Origin of the sequence: Paractinoplanes lichenicola, assembly GCF_016785085.1 — a bacterium.
GTDB lineage: Bacteria > Actinomycetota > Actinomycetes > Mycobacteriales > Micromonosporaceae > Actinoplanes > Actinoplanes lichenicola.
Window position 1 is genome coordinate 652,715 of sequence record NZ_JAENHO010000005.1, and the last position, 16,195, is coordinate 668,909.

A 16,195-nucleotide genomic window follows, 5' to 3' on the forward strand; every position below is an offset into this window, starting at 1 on the left:
CCTCTGACACAATGCTCCGGTGCGTGCAGTGGAGGAAGTCGTCGAGGCCGAGGCCGAGTCCCGGTCCGAGACACCCGTGCCACGGCGCTCGCGGGCCGATCTCTGGTCCCTGCTGAACTACGCGGTGCTCGCCCTGCTGGTCACCGTCCAGCTCTGGCGCGACCCGAACGGGCGGGTGCTCGCCAGCAACGACGACGACCACGGCGTGTTCCTGTTCGTGCTGGCCCACGGCGAGCGGGTGCTGTTCCACGGCGACAACCCGTTCTTCAGCGACCGGCTCAACGTGCCCGACGGCGTCAACATGATGGCCAACACGTCGATCCTGGCCCTGAGCCTGCCGCTGGCCCCGGTCACGCACTGGTTCGGCCCCGGCTTCTCGGTGGCGCTGCTGATCACGCTGGGCCTCGCCGGCACGGCCGCCGCCTGGTATTGGGTGCTCTCGCGCCACCTCGTGCGCAGCCGCCTGGCCGCGTGGATCGGCGGCCTGTGGTGCGGGTTCGCGCCCACGATGATCTCCCACGCCAACGGCCACGTGAATTTCGTCAGCCAGTGGGTGCTGCCGTTCATCGTCTGGCAGGCGCTGCGGCTGCGCGAGCCGGGCCGGGCCTGGCGTGGCGGGGTGATCCTGGGCCTGCTGATCGTGCTGCAGGTCTTCATCAACGAGGAGAGCCTGCTGTTCACCGCGCTCGGTCTGGGCGTCTTCGTCATCGCGTACGCGGTGATGGCCCCGGCCCGCGCGCGGAGCGTGGCCCGGCCGATGGCCGCCGGCCTCGGGGTCGCGGCCCTGATCGCGCTGACCCTGCTGGCCTACCCGTTGTGGTATCAGTTCTTCGCCAAGGGCAACTACCACGGCCAGCCGTTCGCCCCCGACATGTATGCGACCGACCTCGCGTCGATCGCCGGCTTCGCCCGCCAGTCGCTGGCCGGCAACGCCGAGCTGACCCGGCAGATGAGCGTCAGCGGCACGGAGGACAACATGTTCTTCGGGCCGATCGGCCTCGTGATGATCGCCGCCTCGGTGGTCGTGCTGTGGCGCTCGGTGGCCGCCCGCGCCGCCGCGATCTCCGCGCTCGTGCTGCTGATCATGTCGATGGGCCCCGAGCTGGTCGTGTTCGGCTCGCGCACCGGCATCCCGCTGCCGTTCGGCCTGATCAGCCATGTGCCGATCATCGACCTGGTCAGTGTGACGCGATTCGCCATGGTGCCCGCCACGATCGCCGGCGTGCTGCTCGCCCTGGCCACCGACCGGCGGCGCGAGTTCACCCCGCGCGGCCGCCGCCTGTGGCAGGTCGGCCTGGTGCTGGCCCTGGTGCCGCTGTTCCCCAAGCCGCTGCCGGTCGTCCAGGGCGACCCGCTGCCGCCGTTCCTGACCCAGGGCACCTGGAGGCAGTACGTGACCGACGACCGCACCCTGGTCACCGTGCCCCTGCCCGAGGTCACCACCGGGCGTACGGGCATGCGCTGGGCCGCGCTGTCACACCTGGATTACCGCACCCCGCGCGGCTATTTCATGGGCCCGGTCAACCCGCCCGGCGACCACACCGGCTCCTGGAACGCCCCGCGCCGGTTCACCTCCGACCTGCTGTGGCGCGTCCGCGAGTTCGGCCAGCGCCCGCAGCTGAGCGAGAGTGACAAGGCCCGCATCACCGAAGACCTGATCTTCTGGCGGGCCGCCGTGGTGATCATGGTGCCCGGCGGCCGTAACGAGGGCCCGCAGCTCGACACGCTGACCGCCGCCCTGGGCCGCCCGCAGCTGATCGGCGGAGTTCAGGTCTGGGACGTACGCTCTCTTCCGGTTCCCTCGTCCGAGTGAGTTTGCCCTCGCCTGAACTGCGGGAATGTGCGCGATGTGCCAGGCGCTACACCTTCTTGGCGCCCGCGGCGGCAAAACTTGTCGTACCCCATGGCTAGAGTGGCCGCGGCTCTTCTGACTCAAACACTTGTACGGAGAGGCTGGCTGTGGCCGACCGTTTGACTATTAGAGGCGCGCGCGAGCACAACCTGCGTGACGTCAACCTTGACCTGCCCCGCGACGCGATGATCGTGTTCACCGGTCTGTCCGGGTCCGGCAAGTCCAGCCTCGCGTTCGACACGATCTTCGCCGAGGGGCAGCGGCGCTACGTCGAGTCCCTCTCGTCGTACGCGAGGCAGTTCCTCGGGCAGATGGACAAGCCCGACGTCGACTTCATCGAGGGCCTGTCCCCGGCGGTGTCGATCGATCAGAAGTCGACCTCGCGCAACCCGCGTTCGACGGTCGGCACGATCACCGAGGTCTACGACTACCTGCGCCTGCTCTTCGCGCGTACGGGCGTTCCGCACTGCCCGGTCTGCGGCGAGCGGATCAGCAAGCAGACGCCGCAGCAGATCGTCGACCGGGTGCTGGCGATGGAGGAGGGCACCCGGTTCATGGTGCTCGCCCCGGTCATCCGCGGCCGCAAGGGGGAGTACGTCGATCTCTTCGCCGAGCTGCAGGCCAAGGGTTACGCGCGGGCCCGGGTCGACGGCGTGGTTCACCCGCTGACCGAGCCGCCGAAGCTCAAGAAGCAGGAGAAGCACACCATCGAGGTGGTGGTCGACCGGCTCAGCGTCAAGGCCAGCAGCAAGCAGCGCCTGACCGACTCCATCGAGTCGGCGCTCGGCCTGGCCGCCGGCATCGTGCTGCTCGAGTTCGTCGACCTGCCGGAGGACGACCCGGCCCGCGAGCGCCGCTTCAGCGAGCACCTGGCCTGCCCCAACGACCACCCCCTGGCCATCGAGGATCTCGAGCCCCGGGTGTTCTCGTTCAACGCGCCCTACGGCGCCTGCCCCGAGTGCTCCGGCCTCGGCACCAAGAAAGAGGTCGACCCCGAGCTGCTCATCCCCGACGAGGAGCGCAGCATCCGCGAGGGCGCGATCCAGCCCTGGTCGGGCGGCCAGACCCAGGAGTATTTCCTGCGGCTGCTCGAGGCGCTGGCCAAGGCCGAGAAGTTCAGCGTCGACACCCCGTGGCGCCAGCTCCCGTCCCGGGCGCAGAAGACGATCCTGCACGGGTCGGAAGACCAGGTGCACGTCCGATATCGCAACAAGTACGGTCGCGAGCGGTCCTACTACACCGGCTTCGAGGGTGTGGTGCAGTGGATCGAGCGGCGGCACAACGACACCGAGAGCGACTGGTCGCGCGACAAGTACGAGGGGTACATGCGCGACGTGCCCTGCCCGACGTGTGGCGGCGCGCGGCTCAAGCCCGAGGTGCTGGCCGTCACGATCGACGGCAAGAGCATCGCCGAGGTCTGCAACCTGTCGATCGGCGACTGCGCCGAGATGCTGGCGAGCATCGAGCTCGACGACCGGCAGAAGATGATCGCCGAGCGGGTCCTCAAGGAGATCAACGCCCGGCTGCAGTTCCTGGTCGACGTCGGCCTCGACTACCTGTCGCTCGACCGCGGCGCCGGCACGCTCTCGGGCGGCGAGGCGCAGCGCATCCGGCTCGCCACCCAGATCGGCTCCGGCCTGGTCGGCGTGCTCTACGTGCTCGACGAGCCGTCGATCGGCCTGCACCAGCGCGACAACCACCGGCTCATCGAGACCCTCGTGCGGCTGAAGAATCTGGGCAACACGCTGATCGTGGTCGAGCACGACGAGGACACGATCCGCACGGCCGACTGGATCGTCGACATCGGCCCCGGCGCCGGTGAGCACGGCGGTCACATCGTGCACAGCGGCTCGGTCGAGGGCCTGCTCAAAAACAAGAACTCGCCGACCGGGGCCTACCTGTCGGGCCGCAAGTCGATCCCGACCCCGGCCGGGCGCCGCCCGCAGCTGCCGGGCCGCGAGCTGGTCGTGCAGGGCGCCCGCGAGCACAACCTGCGCGGGCTGACCGTCCCGTTCCCGCTCGGGCAGTTCATCGCGGTCACCGGGGTCAGCGGCTCCGGCAAGTCCACGCTGGTCAACGACATCCTCTACACCGTGCTGGCCAACCAGATCAACGGCGCCCGCATGGTGCCGGGCCGGCACACGCGCATCACCGGCCTGGAGGAAGTGGACAAGGTCGTCGGCGTCGACCAGTCGCCGATCGGCCGCACCCCGCGGTCCAACCCCGCGACGTACACGGGGGTCTTCGACAACATCCGTAAGCTGTTCGCGGAGACCACCGAGGCCAAGGTGCGCGGCTACGGCCCCGGCCGGTTCTCGTTCAACGTCAAGGGCGGCCGCTGCGAGAACTGCTCCGGCGACGGCACGATCAAGATCGAGATGAACTTCCTGCCCGACGTCTACGTCCCGTGCGAGGTGTGCAAGGGCGCGCGCTACAACCGCGAGACGCTCGAGGTGCACTACAAGGGCAAGACGATCTCCGAGGTGCTGGAGATGCCGATCGAGGAGGCGGCGGGCTTCTTCGAGCCGATCTCGTCGATCCACCGTCACCTCAAGACCCTGGTCGATGTGGGCCTGGGCTACGTGCGGCTCGGCCAGCCCGCGCCGACGCTGTCCGGCGGTGAGGCGCAGCGCGTCAAGCTGGCCTCCGAGCTGCAGAAGCGGTCGACCGGCAAGACGGTCTACGTGCTCGACGAGCCCACCACGGGCCTGCACTTCGAGGACATCCGCAAGCTGCTGCTGGTGCTCAACGGCCTGGTCGACAAGGGCAACACGGTGATCACGATCGAGCACAACCTCGACGTGATCAAGAACGCCGACTGGCTGATCGACATGGGTCCCGAGGGTGGCAGCAAGGGCGGTCTGGTGCTGGCCACCGGCACGCCGGAGGAGCTGGCCGAGGTGCCCGAGAGCCACACCGGTCAGTTCCTGCGGCACATGCTCGGGCTCGAGGGCGAGGGGCAGGGGGCGCCGGCCGCGGTGGCCCGGGCCTCGAAGGCGAACGGCGCCTCGGCCCGGACGGCGGCACCGGCGAAGAAGACCACTCCGGCCCGGAAGGCCACGCCGGCCAAGGCGGCGGCCAACGGCACGGTCGCCAAGCCGCGGGCCGCGCGGTCGCGGGCCAAGGCCGCTTCCCAGGCGTGACTCTTCAGCAACATCACAGGTGACACATAGCTACGACGCCCGGTCGGGGACATAGCCTCGACCGGGCGTTGCCGTCCGGGTTAACAGCGGGCGGCGGCGCCGGGCGAAAGCCCGCAAACCACGATCGACCGCCGCGGCAACGGCGGATAATTTCGCGGTGCGCCTGAACCCGGTGGGCCGCAGCAGCGTATGTAGAGGCGACGCCGCGTGACCATTGGCGCGGACCAGGCACTGGAGGACACACGATGACAGACGTGCAGATCAAGACCGACGCCGAGACCTCCGCTGAGGAGCCCGGTCGTCAGACGGCGTCGACGCGCCGCGCGGTCCTGCTCGGCGCGGGCGCGGCGGGCGCCACCGCTGTCCTCGCGGCGTGCGGCACGAGCTCGTCGACCAACAGCAACGGCACCGACTTCAGCAACAACCCCGGCCCGGCCGGCAGCGCGGCGGCCCCCGGCGGCGGCAGCGACAGCGGCTCGGGCAACAACGGCGGCTCCGGCGGCGCGACGCTGGCGGCCGTGGGTGACGTGCCCGAGGGCGGCGGCGTGATCCAGGGCGACTACGTGATCACCCAGCCCACGGCGGGCCAGTTCAAGGCGTTCAGCAAGGTCTGCACCCACGCCGGCTGCGACGTCAACAAGATCGACGGCGGGCAGATCTCGTGCCCCTGCCACAACAGCAAGTTCTCGATCGAGACCGGCGAGCCGACCTCGGGCCCGGCCAACAAGGCCCTGCCCGAGACCAAGGTCAAGGTGGACGGCGACAACATCGTCGCCGCCTGATCCGGGCTTTTTCCGGCCCTCTTGGTGACGCGACCGGGCCGGAGGTCCGAAGCCGTGGCGGCGGCGACGGACCTCCGGTCGGGTAATCATGTCAGTCCCCCGCACTACTGTTGAGCCTGTGCCAGACCCCTCTAGCTATCGCCCCGCACCCGGCACCATTCCGGAGGCTCCGGGCGTCTACCGCTTCCGCGACCAGGCCGGCCGCGTCATCTACGTCGGCAAGGCGAAAAACCTGCGGAACAGGCTGAATTCCTACTTCGCCGACACGTGGTCGCTGCACGCGCGCACGCAGCAGATGGTCACCACGGCGGCCTGTGTGGACTGGGTGACCGTCGGCACCGAGGTCGAGGCGCTGCAGCTCGAGTTCTCCTGGATCAAGGAGTTCGACCCGCGGTTCAACGTGAAGTATCGGGACGACAAGTCCTACCCGTTCCTCGCGGTGACGCTGAACGAGGAGTTCCCCCGGCTGCAGGTGATGCGCGGGGCCAAGCGCAAGGGCGTCCGCTATTTCGGGCCCTATTCGCACGCCTGGGCCATTCGCGAGACGCTCGACCTGCTGCTGCGCGTCTTCCCGGCCCGCACGTGCTCGGCCGGCGTCTTCAAGCGGTCCGGTCAGATCGGCCGGCCCTGCCTGCTGGGTTACATCGGCAAGTGCTCGGCCCCCTGCGTCGGCACGGTCACCGCCGAGCAGCATCGCGAGATCGTCGACGACTTCTGCGACTTCATGGGCGGCAAGACCGACACGTTCGTCAAGCGGCTCGAGCGCGACATGATGGCCGCCTCCGAGGAGCTCGAGTTCGAGCGGGCGGCCCGGCTGCGTGACGACATCGCCGCCCTGCGCCGCGCGATGGAGAAGCAGACCGTCGTGCTCGGCGACGGCACCGACGCCGACGTGGTCGCCTTCGCCGAGGATCCGCTCGAGGCGGCCGTCATGGTCTTCCACGTGCGCGACGGGCGGGTCCGCGGTCAGCGCGGCTGGGTCGTCGAAAAGGTGGAGGACCTGACCACCGGCGACCTGGTCCACCACTTCTGCACGCAGATGTACGGCGAGTCCGAGGGCGAGAGCGACGTGCCGCGCGAGCTGCTCGTGCCGGCCCTGCCCGACGACGCCCCGGCCCTGGCCGACTGGCTCTCCGCGCGCCGCGGCACGAGCCGGGTCGCGCTGCGCGTGCCCCAGCGCGGCGACAAGCGCGCCCTGATGGAGACGGTGGCCCGCAACGCCGGCGAGTCCCTGCAGCGGCACAAGCTGCGCCGCGCGGGCGACCTGACCACCCGCAGCAAGGCCCTCGACGAGATCGCCGAGGCGCTCGGGCTCGATTCGGCGCCGCTGCGCATCGAGTGCTTCGACGTGTCCCAGATCCAGGGCACCGACGTGGTCGCCTCGATGGTCGTCTTCGAGGACGGCCTGGCCCGCAAGAGTGAATACCGCCGGTTCGCCGTGCGCGGCAACGCCGACGGCAGCGGCATGGACGACCTCTCGGCGATGAGCGAGGTGATGCGGCGGCGGTTCGCCCGCTTCCGCGCCCAGCCCGGCGCCGACGCCCCCCGCGACCAGCCCGAGTCCGACGCGGCCGACGACGCCGTCGAGATGCTGGGCACCGACACCGACACCGACACCGGGGCCGGCGCCGCGCTTGAAGCCGGGGCGGTGGCGGAGGGCACCGGCGACGAGGGCGGCCGGACCGGCGCCGCCTGGGCCGACGCTGCCGCCGGAGTTCCGGCCGGGGAGGACGAGCCGGGCGACGACAGCGCCGCCGACGAGGTCGCCACCAACAACCTGCCCGGCATCGACCCGCTCACCGGCCGCCCGCGCCGGTTCGCCTATCCGCCGCAACTGGTGGTCGTCGACGGCGGCCAGCCCCAGGTCAACGCGGTGGCCGCCGTGCTGTCCGACCTCGGCATCACCGACGTCGCGCTGTGCGGCCTGGCCAAGCGGCTCGAGGAGGTGTGGCTCCCCGGCGACGACTTCCCGGTCATCCTGCCGCGCACGTCCGAGGCCCTCTATTTGCTGCAACGCGTCCGCGACGAGGCCCACCGGTTCGCGATCACGTTCCACCGGCAGCGGCGCTCGAAGCGGATGACGGCGTCGGCGCTCGACAACGTGCCCGGCCTGGGAGAGACCCGGCGCAAGGCGCTGCTGCGCCACTTCGGCTCGCTCAAGCGGTTGTCGGCGGCCACCCCTGAGGAGATCACCGAGGTGCCCGGCGTGGGGCGCCGCACGGCCGAGGCGTTGCTGGCCGCCCTCAACCCTGAGGGCGCCAAGACGGCCGGGCCGGCGGAAACAGCGGAGCCGGCGGAAGCGGCGGAGCCGGGTGCGGCTCCGGCTGGTGGCGCCGGGCGGACGAAGGCGGGCGCGAATCGTTCTCAGGGGCCACGCCCGGCCGCGGGCGCGCGGGGGTAGGCAGGGGGCTCGGTGGAGTGTGACTTCGGCCGGGCCGGGGGTGTGCGGGGAACCGGCGGCGGGGTGGCGTTGTTGGGATGACCCGGGCCGGGGACCACCGATCGGATGGACGACACTCGTCCGGAAGGATCGGGTTGATGGGTTCGGCCTAGGATGTTGTGTCCGCCAGGGGGCCGGGCGAAGCGACGCTGGGAGGCGTGTGCGTTGACGGAGTCGATGCCGGAGTTCGTGTCCGACGCGACCGATCGTGACGAGGTGACCACCGATCTGGTGGTCGTGACCGGCGTTTCCGGCGGTGGGCGCAGCACGGTCGCCCGCGCGCTGGAAAATGTCGGTTTCTATGTGGTCGACAACCTGCCGCAGGCGCTCATGCTCGACATGGCGCAGCTCGCTTTTCAGGCCGGTGGCGCCGCCCGGCGTACGGCCATGGTGCTCGACGTGCGCAGCCGGGCCTTCTCGACCGACCTGGCCGCCGCCATCCACGCGTTGCGGGAGCGCGGCTTCTCGCCCCGGGTCGTGTTCGTCGACGCCGAGGACGACGTGCTGATCCGCCGGTTCGAGTCGGTCCGCCGGTCGCATCCGCTGCAGGGCGACGGCCGGCTCTCCGACGGCATCGCGGCCGAGCGCAAGCTGCTGGCCGAGGCCCGCGAGCAGGCCGATGTGATCATCGACACCAGCCACCTGAACGTGAACCAGCTCCGCCGCCGGACTGAGGAGTTGTTCGGCGGCGAGGACGTGCGCCGGCTGCGCATAACCGTGCTCTCGTTCGGCTTCAAATACGGCCTGCCGCCCGACGCCGACTACGTGATGGACGCCCGGTTCCTGCCCAACCCGTTCTGGGTGCCCGACCTGCGCGACCACACCGGCCTCGAGGAGGCGGTCAGCACGTACGTGCTCGATCAGGAGGGCGCGAGCGACTTCGTGAAGACGTACGCGAGCCTGATCGCGGCCACCGCCCCCGGCTTCGAGCGGGAGGGCAAGCGCTATCTGACCGTCGCGGTCGGCTGCACCGGGGGCAAGCACCGCAGCGTCGCGATCTCCGAGGAGCTCACCGCCCAGCTGCGCGACATGCGCCTGGCCGCCCATTCCTCGCACCGCGATCTCGGGCGGGAGTGACGATGCCCGTACGGGTGGTGGCGTTCGGTGGCGGGCACGGGCTGAGCGCCTCGTTGCGTGCCCTGCGCAGCCGCGCCGCCGACGGCCTCGAGCTCGACATCACGGCCGTGGTGACCGTGGGCGACGACGGTGGCTCCAGCGGCCGCCTGCTGGCCGAACGCGACGCGCTGCTGCCCCCGGGTGACCTGCGGCAGGCCCTGGCCGCGCTGGCCGACGACCGGGAGATCACCCAGCGCACGGCCGAGCTGCTGCAGTATCGCTTCGCCGAGATCCCGGCCCCCGGCGTCGGCGGCCCCGACCCGCTGGTCGGCCACGCCGTCGGCAACCTGCTGCTGCTCGGCCTGATGGAGATGCTGGGCGACCCGGTGCAGGCGCTCGATCACGCGGCGGCCATGGTCGGCGCGCGGGGCCGGGTGCTGCCGATGGCTCGGCACGCGATCGGCATCGAGGCCGACATGCGCGGCGCCGACCCGGAGCGGCCGGACGACGTCGTCACCGTGCGCGGTCAGCACGCCGTGGCGGTCGCCCACGGTCACGTCGAGGCGGTGCGGATCGACCCGGCCGACCCGCCGGTCTGCGCGCAGGCCGTGGCGGCGATCGACGAGGCGGACTGGCTGATCTTCGGGCCGGGCAGCTGGTTCACCAGCGTGCTGCCCCACCTGATGGTGCCCCAGCTGGCCGAGGCCATCATGAAGAGCCCGGCCCGGCGGCTGGTCACGCTCAACCTGGCCACCGAGAACGAGACGCTCGGCCTCTCGGTGGCCGACCACCTGGCCGCCCTGCACCTCTATCTGCCCGGTCTGCGGGTCGACGTGGTGCTGGCCGACGGCCGGTGGGTGGGCGAACCGGAGCCGGTGCGGCGGGCCGCGGAAGCTTTGGGGGCCCGTCTGGTGTTGGCACCCGTGGCCGTTGCGGACGGCCGCCCCAAGCATGATCCTGAGTCGTTGGGCGTCGCCCTGGTTCCCGTACTGGGCGCCGCTCGTTAAGCACGCGTAATCGGTACAAAATGGTCAGATCCGGCGCATGAGGTGACATCACGATGGCGATGACGGCAGCGGTCAAGGACGAGCTGAGCCGGGTCGACGTGCCCAAGCCGTGCTGCCGGCGGGCGGAGATGGCGGCGCTGCTGCGGTTCGCCGGCGGTCTGCACATCGTCTCGGGCCGGGTGGTGGTCGAGGCGGAGCTCGACACGGGCGCGGTGGCGCGGCGGCTGCGGCGCGAGATCGCCGACGTCTACGGCTACCCCAGCGAGGTGCACGTGCTGGCCTCCGGCGGCCTGCGCAAGGGCAGCCACTACATCGTGCGCATCGTCAAGGACGGCGAGGCGCTGGCCCGCCAGACCGGCCTGCTCGACGTGCGCGGCCGGCCCGTGCGCGGGCTCCCGCCGCACGTGGTCTCGGCCAACGTGTGCTGCGCGGTGGCGGCTTGGCGGGGCGCGTTCATGGCGCACGGCTCCCTGACCGAGCCCGGCCGCTCGAGCGCGCTCGAGATCACCTGCCCCGGCCCCGAGGCGGCCCTGGCCCTGCGGGGCGCGGCCCGGCGCATCGGCATCACCGCCAAGGAGCGCGAGGTGCGCGGCGTCGACCGGGTCGTGATCAAGGACGGCGACGCGATCGCCGCGCTGCTCACCCGGATCGGCGCCCACGCCAGCGTGCTGGCCTGGGAGGAGCGCCGGGTGCGGCGCGAGGTGCGGGCCACGGCCAACCGCCTGGCCAACTTCGACGACGCCAACCTGCGCCGCTCGGCCCGCGCCGCCGTGGCCGCGGCGGCCCGGGTCACCCGGGCCCTCGAGATCCTGTCGGACGAGGCCCCCAACCACCTCACCTCGGCCGGTCAGCTGCGCCTGGAGCACCGGCAGGCCTCGCTGGAGGAGCTGGGCGCCCTGGCCGATCCGCCGCTGACGAAGGATGCGATCGCCGGCCGTATAAGGCGTCTGCTCGCCCTCGCCGACAAGCGCGCCCGCGACCTGGGCATCCCCGACACCGAGGCCGCGGTCACCCCGGAGATGATGGCCTGCTGAGGGCCGGACGGCGGCCCGCCGGCGTTCGAGGGCGCGCCCCAGCCACCCACCGGGCCGGTAGCTGCGCTACGGCCCGGTGTGGCACCCAGCGTGGCGAAGAGCCCGGTGCGATCCCGTTGCTTTTGGTGACGGCCACGTCGCGTACGGGAAATGGGTTTTCAATCAGAAGAAGCGCAGGTTAACGGGGAGACACTGTCACGGTTGGGTTGCGACCCCTCGGAAAACTCGTGACGGCTCTCGGATAGGGTCTTACCGACGGCGACGGTGCCGGCAGCTCGGCCGACCGCGCTGGGCGCCGCCAGTCTTTTCGCGGCGCCTCCCTCAGCTCAGGCGCGGCGACCGGACGCCCTTCTGCCGGCCCTCGACATGGTCGGCAACGCAGACCCTCCGCCGGTCGCATAATCCGGCGGACCGAAACGAGGAGATCCACCTGTGACCATCCGGGTTGGCATCAACGGCTTCGGCCGTATCGGCCGCAACTTCTTCCGGGCGGCTGCCGCCTCGGGTGCGGACATCGAGATCGTCGGCGTGAACGACCTCACCGACAACGCGACGCTCGCGCACCTGCTCAAGTACGACTCGATCCTCGGCCGCCTGGGCTCCGAGGTGAAGGCCACCGCCGACGAGATCACCGTCGGCGGCAAGACCTTCAAGGCGTTCGCCGAGAAGGACCCGAACAACCTGCCGTGGGGCGACCTGGGCGCCGACGTCGTCATCGAGTCGACCGGCTTCTTCACCGACGCCACCAAGGCCAAGGCGCACGTCGACAAGGGCGCCAAGAAGGTCATCATCTCGGCCCCGGCCAAGAACGAGGACATCACCGTCGTCATGGGTGTCAACGACAACCTGTACGACGCCGCGCAGCACACGATCATCTCGAACGCGTCCTGCACGACCAACTGCCTCGCGCCGATGGCCAAGGTCCTCAACGACACGATCGGCATCGAGCGTGGCCTGATGACCACGATCCACGCCTACACGCAGGACCAGAACCTGCAGGACGGCCCGCACAAGGACCTGCGTCGCGCCCGGGCCGCCGCCCTCAACGTGGTGCCGACCTCGACCGGCGCCGCCAAGGCCGTCAGCCTGGTGCTGCCGGAGCTCAAGGGCAAGCTCGACGGCTTCGCGATGCGCGTGCCGATCCCGACCGGCTCGGCCACCGACCTGACCTTCCAGGCCGCCAAGGAGACCTCGGTGGAGGAGGTCAACGCCGCGATCAAGGCCGCCGCCGAGGGCGCGCTGCGGGGCATCCTGACCTACACCGAGGACGAGATCGTGTCGTCGGACATCGTCACCGACCCGGCCTCCTGCATCTTCGACGCCGGCCTGACCAAGGTCATCGGCAACCAGGTCAAGGTCGTCGGCTGGTACGACAACGAGTGGGGCTACTCGAACCGCCTCGTCGACCTGGTCAAGCTCGTCGGAGCCTGATCATCTTGAAGACTCTCGACGACCTGCTCGGCGAGGGTGTCTCGGGTCGGCGCGTGCTCGTGCGCACCGACCTGAACGTCCCGTTCGACAAGGCCAACCCGGGCGTCATCAGCGACGACGGCCGCGCCCGCGCGGTGCTGCCGACGCTGATCGCGCTGCGTGACGCGGGCGCCCGCGTCATCGTGATGTCGCACCTGGGCCGCCCCAAGGGCGCGCCCGACCCCAAATACACGCTGGAGCCGGTGGCCACCCGCCTGGGTGAGCTGCTCGGTTCGCCGGTCGTGTTCGCGACCGACACCGTTGGCGCCTCCGCTTCGGCCGCCGTCGGCGCGCTGGAGGACGGCCAGGTGCTGCTCCTGGAGAACCTGCGGTTCAACGCAGGGGAGACCTCGAAGGACGACGCCGAGCGGGCCGCATTCGCGGGCGAGCTGGCGGCGTTCGCCGACTTCTACGTCGACGACGCGTTCGGCGCTGTGCACCGCAAGCACGCCTCGGTGTATGACGTGCCGGCGATCCTGCCGCACTACGCCGGTGGACTCGTCCTCAAGGAGGTCGAGGTTCTCAAGCGCGTGACCGAGAACCCCGAGCAGCCGTACGTGGTCGTGCTCGGCGGCTCGAAGGTCTCCGACAAGCTCGCGGTGATCAAGGCCCTGCTGCCCAAGGTCGACAAGCTGCTCGTCGGCGGCGGCATGTGCTTCACCTTCCTCAAGGCCCAGGGTCACGAGGTCGGCAAGTCGCTGCTCGAGGACGAGATGGTCGGCACCTGCCGCGACCTGCTCTCCGAGGCCCAGGGCCGGATCGTGCTGCCGGTCGACGTGGTCGCGGCGACCGAGTTCTCGGCCGACGCCGACTCGGTGACCGTGCCCGCGTCGGAGATCCCGGCCGACCGGCTGGGTCTCGACATCGGCCCCGAGTCGGTGGCGCTGTTCGCCGAGGCCATCGGTGGCGCCAAGACCGTGTTCTGGAACGGCCCGATGGGCGTGTTCGAGCTGGCCCCGTTCGCGGCCGGCACCCGGGGCGTGGCCGAGGCGATCACCAAGATCGACGGTTTCTCGGTCGTCGGCGGCGGCGACTCGGCCGCGGCCGTGCGCACGCTCGGCCTCGACGAGAGCGCCTTCGGGCACATCTCGACGGGTGGCGGCGCCTCCCTGGAGTACCTCGAGGGCAAGACCCTCCCCGGCATCGAAGCACTGGAGAAGTAAATGGCGGACGTTCGCCGGCCCCTCATGGCCGGTAACTGGAAGATGAACCTCAACCACTTCGAGGCCAACCTTCTGGTGCAGAAGCTCGCCGCGAGCCTGAGCGAGCAGCAGCTCACCGACACCGAGGTGGCCGTGCTGCCGCCGTTCACCGACCTGCGCACCGTGCAGACCGCGGTCGACGGCGACAAGCTGAACATCGTCTACGGCGCGCAGGACATCTCGCAGCACAAGTCCGGCGCCTACACCGGTGAGATCGCCGGCTCGATGCTGGAGAAGCTGGGCTGCACCTACGTGCTGGCCGGCCACTCCGAGCGCCGCGAATACCACAACGAGGACGACGCGCTGGTCAACGCGAAGGTGAAGGCGGCCTTCGCGAACAACCTGACGCCGATCCTCTGCGTGGGCGAGGGCCTGTCCGTCCGCGAGGAGAACGGGCACGTCGCGCACTGCACGTCGCAGGTCGACGCCGGCCTGGCCGGGCTCAAGCCCGAGCAGGTCAAGCAGATCGTGATCGCGTACGAGCCGGTCTGGGCGATCGGCACCGGCAAGACCGCGACCCCCGAGGACGCCCAGGAGGTGTGCGGGGAGATCCGGGCCCAGCTGGCCAAGTCGTACGGGGCCGAGGTGGCCGACGCCGTACGGGTGCTCTACGGCGGCTCGGTCAAGGCGGCCAACATCGCCTCGATCATGGCCAAGCCCGACGTGGACGGCGCCCTCATCGGGGGCGCGAGCCTGGACGCCGAGGAGTTCGCCTCGATCGCCCGGTTCCGCGAGCACGTAGCCCGCTAGCAACTGCGCGTGCCCGGGCGCACCACGCGCCCGGGCACAAGCTATTGTTGGACGGCTCCTGTGCCCTTCGAGAGGAATGACCCGACCATGCCGATGTGGTTCGCGTACACGCTGATCTCGTTGCTGGTCCTCACCAGCTTCCTGCTCACCCTGCTGATCCTGCTGCACCGCGGCAAGGGCGGCGGCATGTCGAGCATGTTCGGCGGCGGCGTGACGTCCAGCCTGGCCGGTTCCTCGGTCGCGGAGAAGAACCTCGATCGCTACACCGTGCTGGTGGGCATCGTCTGGTTCGCCTGCATCGTCGGCCTCGGCCTGTGGATGCGGGTGTCCCTTCCGGGCTCCTGATTTTCCTTACGTCCCCGTTCTTTCTTACGGAGCGTAATAGTCGTAGACTCTGCCGCGCGTCCGGTTCTGCCGGGCGCGCGGCGTTTTTATGTTCTGTTTCGGCCTGATTTCCGGCCCTCGACAACCAGCGCCCCTCGAGACAGGAGTTGCGTCCGTGTCCAGTGGCAGTGCGATCCGCGGCAGCCGTGTCGGCTCGTCCCCGGTCCGCCCCGACGAGCGCAGTGAGCCCGCCCCACGGCGGGAGGTGACCTACTTCTGCGCGGCCGGGCACGCCAGTCAGATCCTGTTCGCGGCCGAGGCGTCGCCGCCCGACGCGTGGGACTGCCCGCGCTGCGGCCAGCCCGCCGGCCTCGACCGCGAGAAGCCGCCGGGCCGGATGCGGGCCGAGCCCTACAAGTCGCATCTGGCGTACGTCAAGGAGCGACGGTCCGACGAGGACGGTGCCCGCATCCTCGAGGAGGCGCTGGCCAAGCTGCGCCAGCGTCGCGGACGCGGCTAGACGGCCGTCTCGCGCCCTAGATAGAGCGCGTGCGGCTCGGACGGCACCGGGATGGTCTGGAAGCCCAGCCGGGCGTAGAAGGCCTGCGCCGCGGTGTTGGCCGGGGCGACGCCCAGGTGCACCCGTGGCGCCCCGGCCGCGTGCAGGCCGGCCAGGAACGACCACATCAGCCCGCGTCCGTGCCCCCGGCCCTGCCACTCCGGCAACAGGTCGATGTGCAGGTGCGCGGGATAGCCCGCCAGTTCGGGCACGAGCATGCGCTCGGGGTCGTGGTGCAGGCCCAGCCACATCTCGTCGCGCGGGTCGTCGCCGTACCGGCCGGCCGTCACGGGCAGCCACTCGGTGCGGTAACGCTTGACGAAGGCGGCCGTGTCGGTGGTGCCGACGACGTAGCCGACCGCGTTGCCGTGCCCGTCGTCCAGGATGCGGGCGGTCTCGGGCTCCAGCACGACGTACGGCGCGGCGAAGATGTCGCCGACCAGCCGGTCGGAGCTGTTCTGCCCGCGCGCGTCACCCCCGGCGTCGGCGGTGCGGACGCAGATGTCGTAGACGGCGTCGAGGTCGGTGGGCCGGTAAGCGCGGATCTCTGGGTGCACCCCGGAATTCTATGATCCG

13 protein-coding genes are annotated in these 16,195 nt (G+C 70.6%); 12 read left to right on the plus strand and 1 reads right to left on the minus strand.

Annotated features, from left to right (window positions below; translation table 11 throughout):
- The first annotated feature begins 19 nt into the window (after positions 1–19).
- The 12 genes from JKJ07_RS20500 (at position 20) to JKJ07_RS20555 (ending at position 15,580) form a co-directional block, all read left to right on the plus strand.
- Positions 20–1,813 (plus strand): DUF6311 domain-containing protein, encoded by a 1,794-nt coding sequence (locus tag JKJ07_RS20500; RefSeq protein ID WP_202993185.1) that lies wholly within the window; start codon positions 20–22, stop codon positions 1,811–1,813.
- Positions 1,814–1,959: 146 nt separating this feature from the next.
- The gene (gene uvrA / locus JKJ07_RS20505; RefSeq protein WP_202993186.1) at positions 1,960–4,995 is read left to right on the plus strand and encodes an excinuclease ABC subunit UvrA; all 3,036 of its coding nucleotides are present in this window, start codon (positions 1,960–1,962) and stop codon (positions 4,993–4,995) included.
- 245 nt (positions 4,996–5,240) lie between these two features.
- Entirely contained in the window at positions 5,241–5,777 is a 537-nt protein-coding gene (locus tag JKJ07_RS20510; protein WP_202993187.1) for a Rieske (2Fe-2S) protein, read from the plus strand.
- A gap of 118 nt (positions 5,778–5,895) precedes the next feature.
- Entirely contained in the window at positions 5,896–8,178 is a 2,283-nt protein-coding gene (gene uvrC / locus JKJ07_RS20515) for an excinuclease ABC subunit UvrC (RefSeq protein WP_202993188.1), read from the plus strand.
- A 216-nt stretch (positions 8,179–8,394) separates the two neighbouring features.
- Positions 8,395–9,294, plus strand: coding sequence for an RNase adapter RapZ (gene rapZ, locus JKJ07_RS20520; protein ID WP_202993189.1), 900 nt, complete (start codon positions 8,395–8,397; stop codon positions 9,292–9,294).
- A gap of 2 nt (positions 9,295–9,296) precedes the next feature.
- Positions 9,297–10,280 carry a gluconeogenesis factor YvcK family protein gene (locus JKJ07_RS20525; RefSeq protein WP_202993190.1) on the plus strand — a complete coding sequence of 328 codons (984 nt, stop codon included), beginning with the start codon at positions 9,297–9,299 and terminating at the stop codon, positions 10,278–10,280.
- Positions 10,281–10,333: 53 nt separating this feature from the next.
- Positions 10,334–11,314 carry a DNA-binding protein WhiA gene (gene whiA, locus JKJ07_RS20530; RefSeq protein WP_202993191.1) on the plus strand — a complete coding sequence of 327 codons (981 nt, stop codon included), beginning with the start codon at positions 10,334–10,336 and terminating at the stop codon, positions 11,312–11,314.
- A 432-nt stretch (positions 11,315–11,746) separates the two neighbouring features.
- Complete coding sequence (gene gap, locus JKJ07_RS20535; RefSeq protein WP_202993192.1) at positions 11,747–12,745, plus strand: type I glyceraldehyde-3-phosphate dehydrogenase; 999 nt, start codon at positions 11,747–11,749, stop codon at positions 12,743–12,745.
- A complete protein-coding gene (locus JKJ07_RS20540) occupies positions 12,745–13,947 on the plus strand; it encodes a phosphoglycerate kinase (protein ID WP_202993337.1) in 1,203 nt (400 codons plus the stop codon). Before gap ends, JKJ07_RS20540 begins: the two co-directional genes overlap by 1 nt.
- The gene (tpiA, locus tag JKJ07_RS20545; RefSeq protein ID WP_202993193.1) at positions 13,948–14,736 is read left to right on the plus strand and encodes a triose-phosphate isomerase; all 789 of its coding nucleotides are present in this window, start codon (positions 13,948–13,950) and stop codon (positions 14,734–14,736) included.
- An 87-nt stretch (positions 14,737–14,823) separates the two neighbouring features.
- Positions 14,824–15,081, plus strand: coding sequence for a preprotein translocase subunit SecG (gene secG, locus JKJ07_RS20550; RefSeq protein ID WP_202993194.1), 258 nt, complete (start codon positions 14,824–14,826; stop codon positions 15,079–15,081).
- A gap of 154 nt (positions 15,082–15,235) precedes the next feature.
- Positions 15,236–15,580, plus strand: a complete 345-nt coding sequence (locus JKJ07_RS20555) for an RNA polymerase-binding protein RbpA (protein ID WP_202993195.1) — start codon at positions 15,236–15,238, stop codon at positions 15,578–15,580.
- On the opposite strand, the gene JKJ07_RS20560 is transcribed toward JKJ07_RS20555, so the two are convergent.
- Positions 15,577–16,176: a GNAT family N-acetyltransferase gene (locus tag JKJ07_RS20560; RefSeq protein WP_202993196.1), complete on the minus strand. Its 600-nt coding sequence runs from the start codon at positions 16,174–16,176 to the stop codon at positions 15,577–15,579. The genes JKJ07_RS20555 and JKJ07_RS20560 overlap by 4 nt on opposite strands.
- Positions 16,177–16,195: the final 19 nt, after the last annotated feature.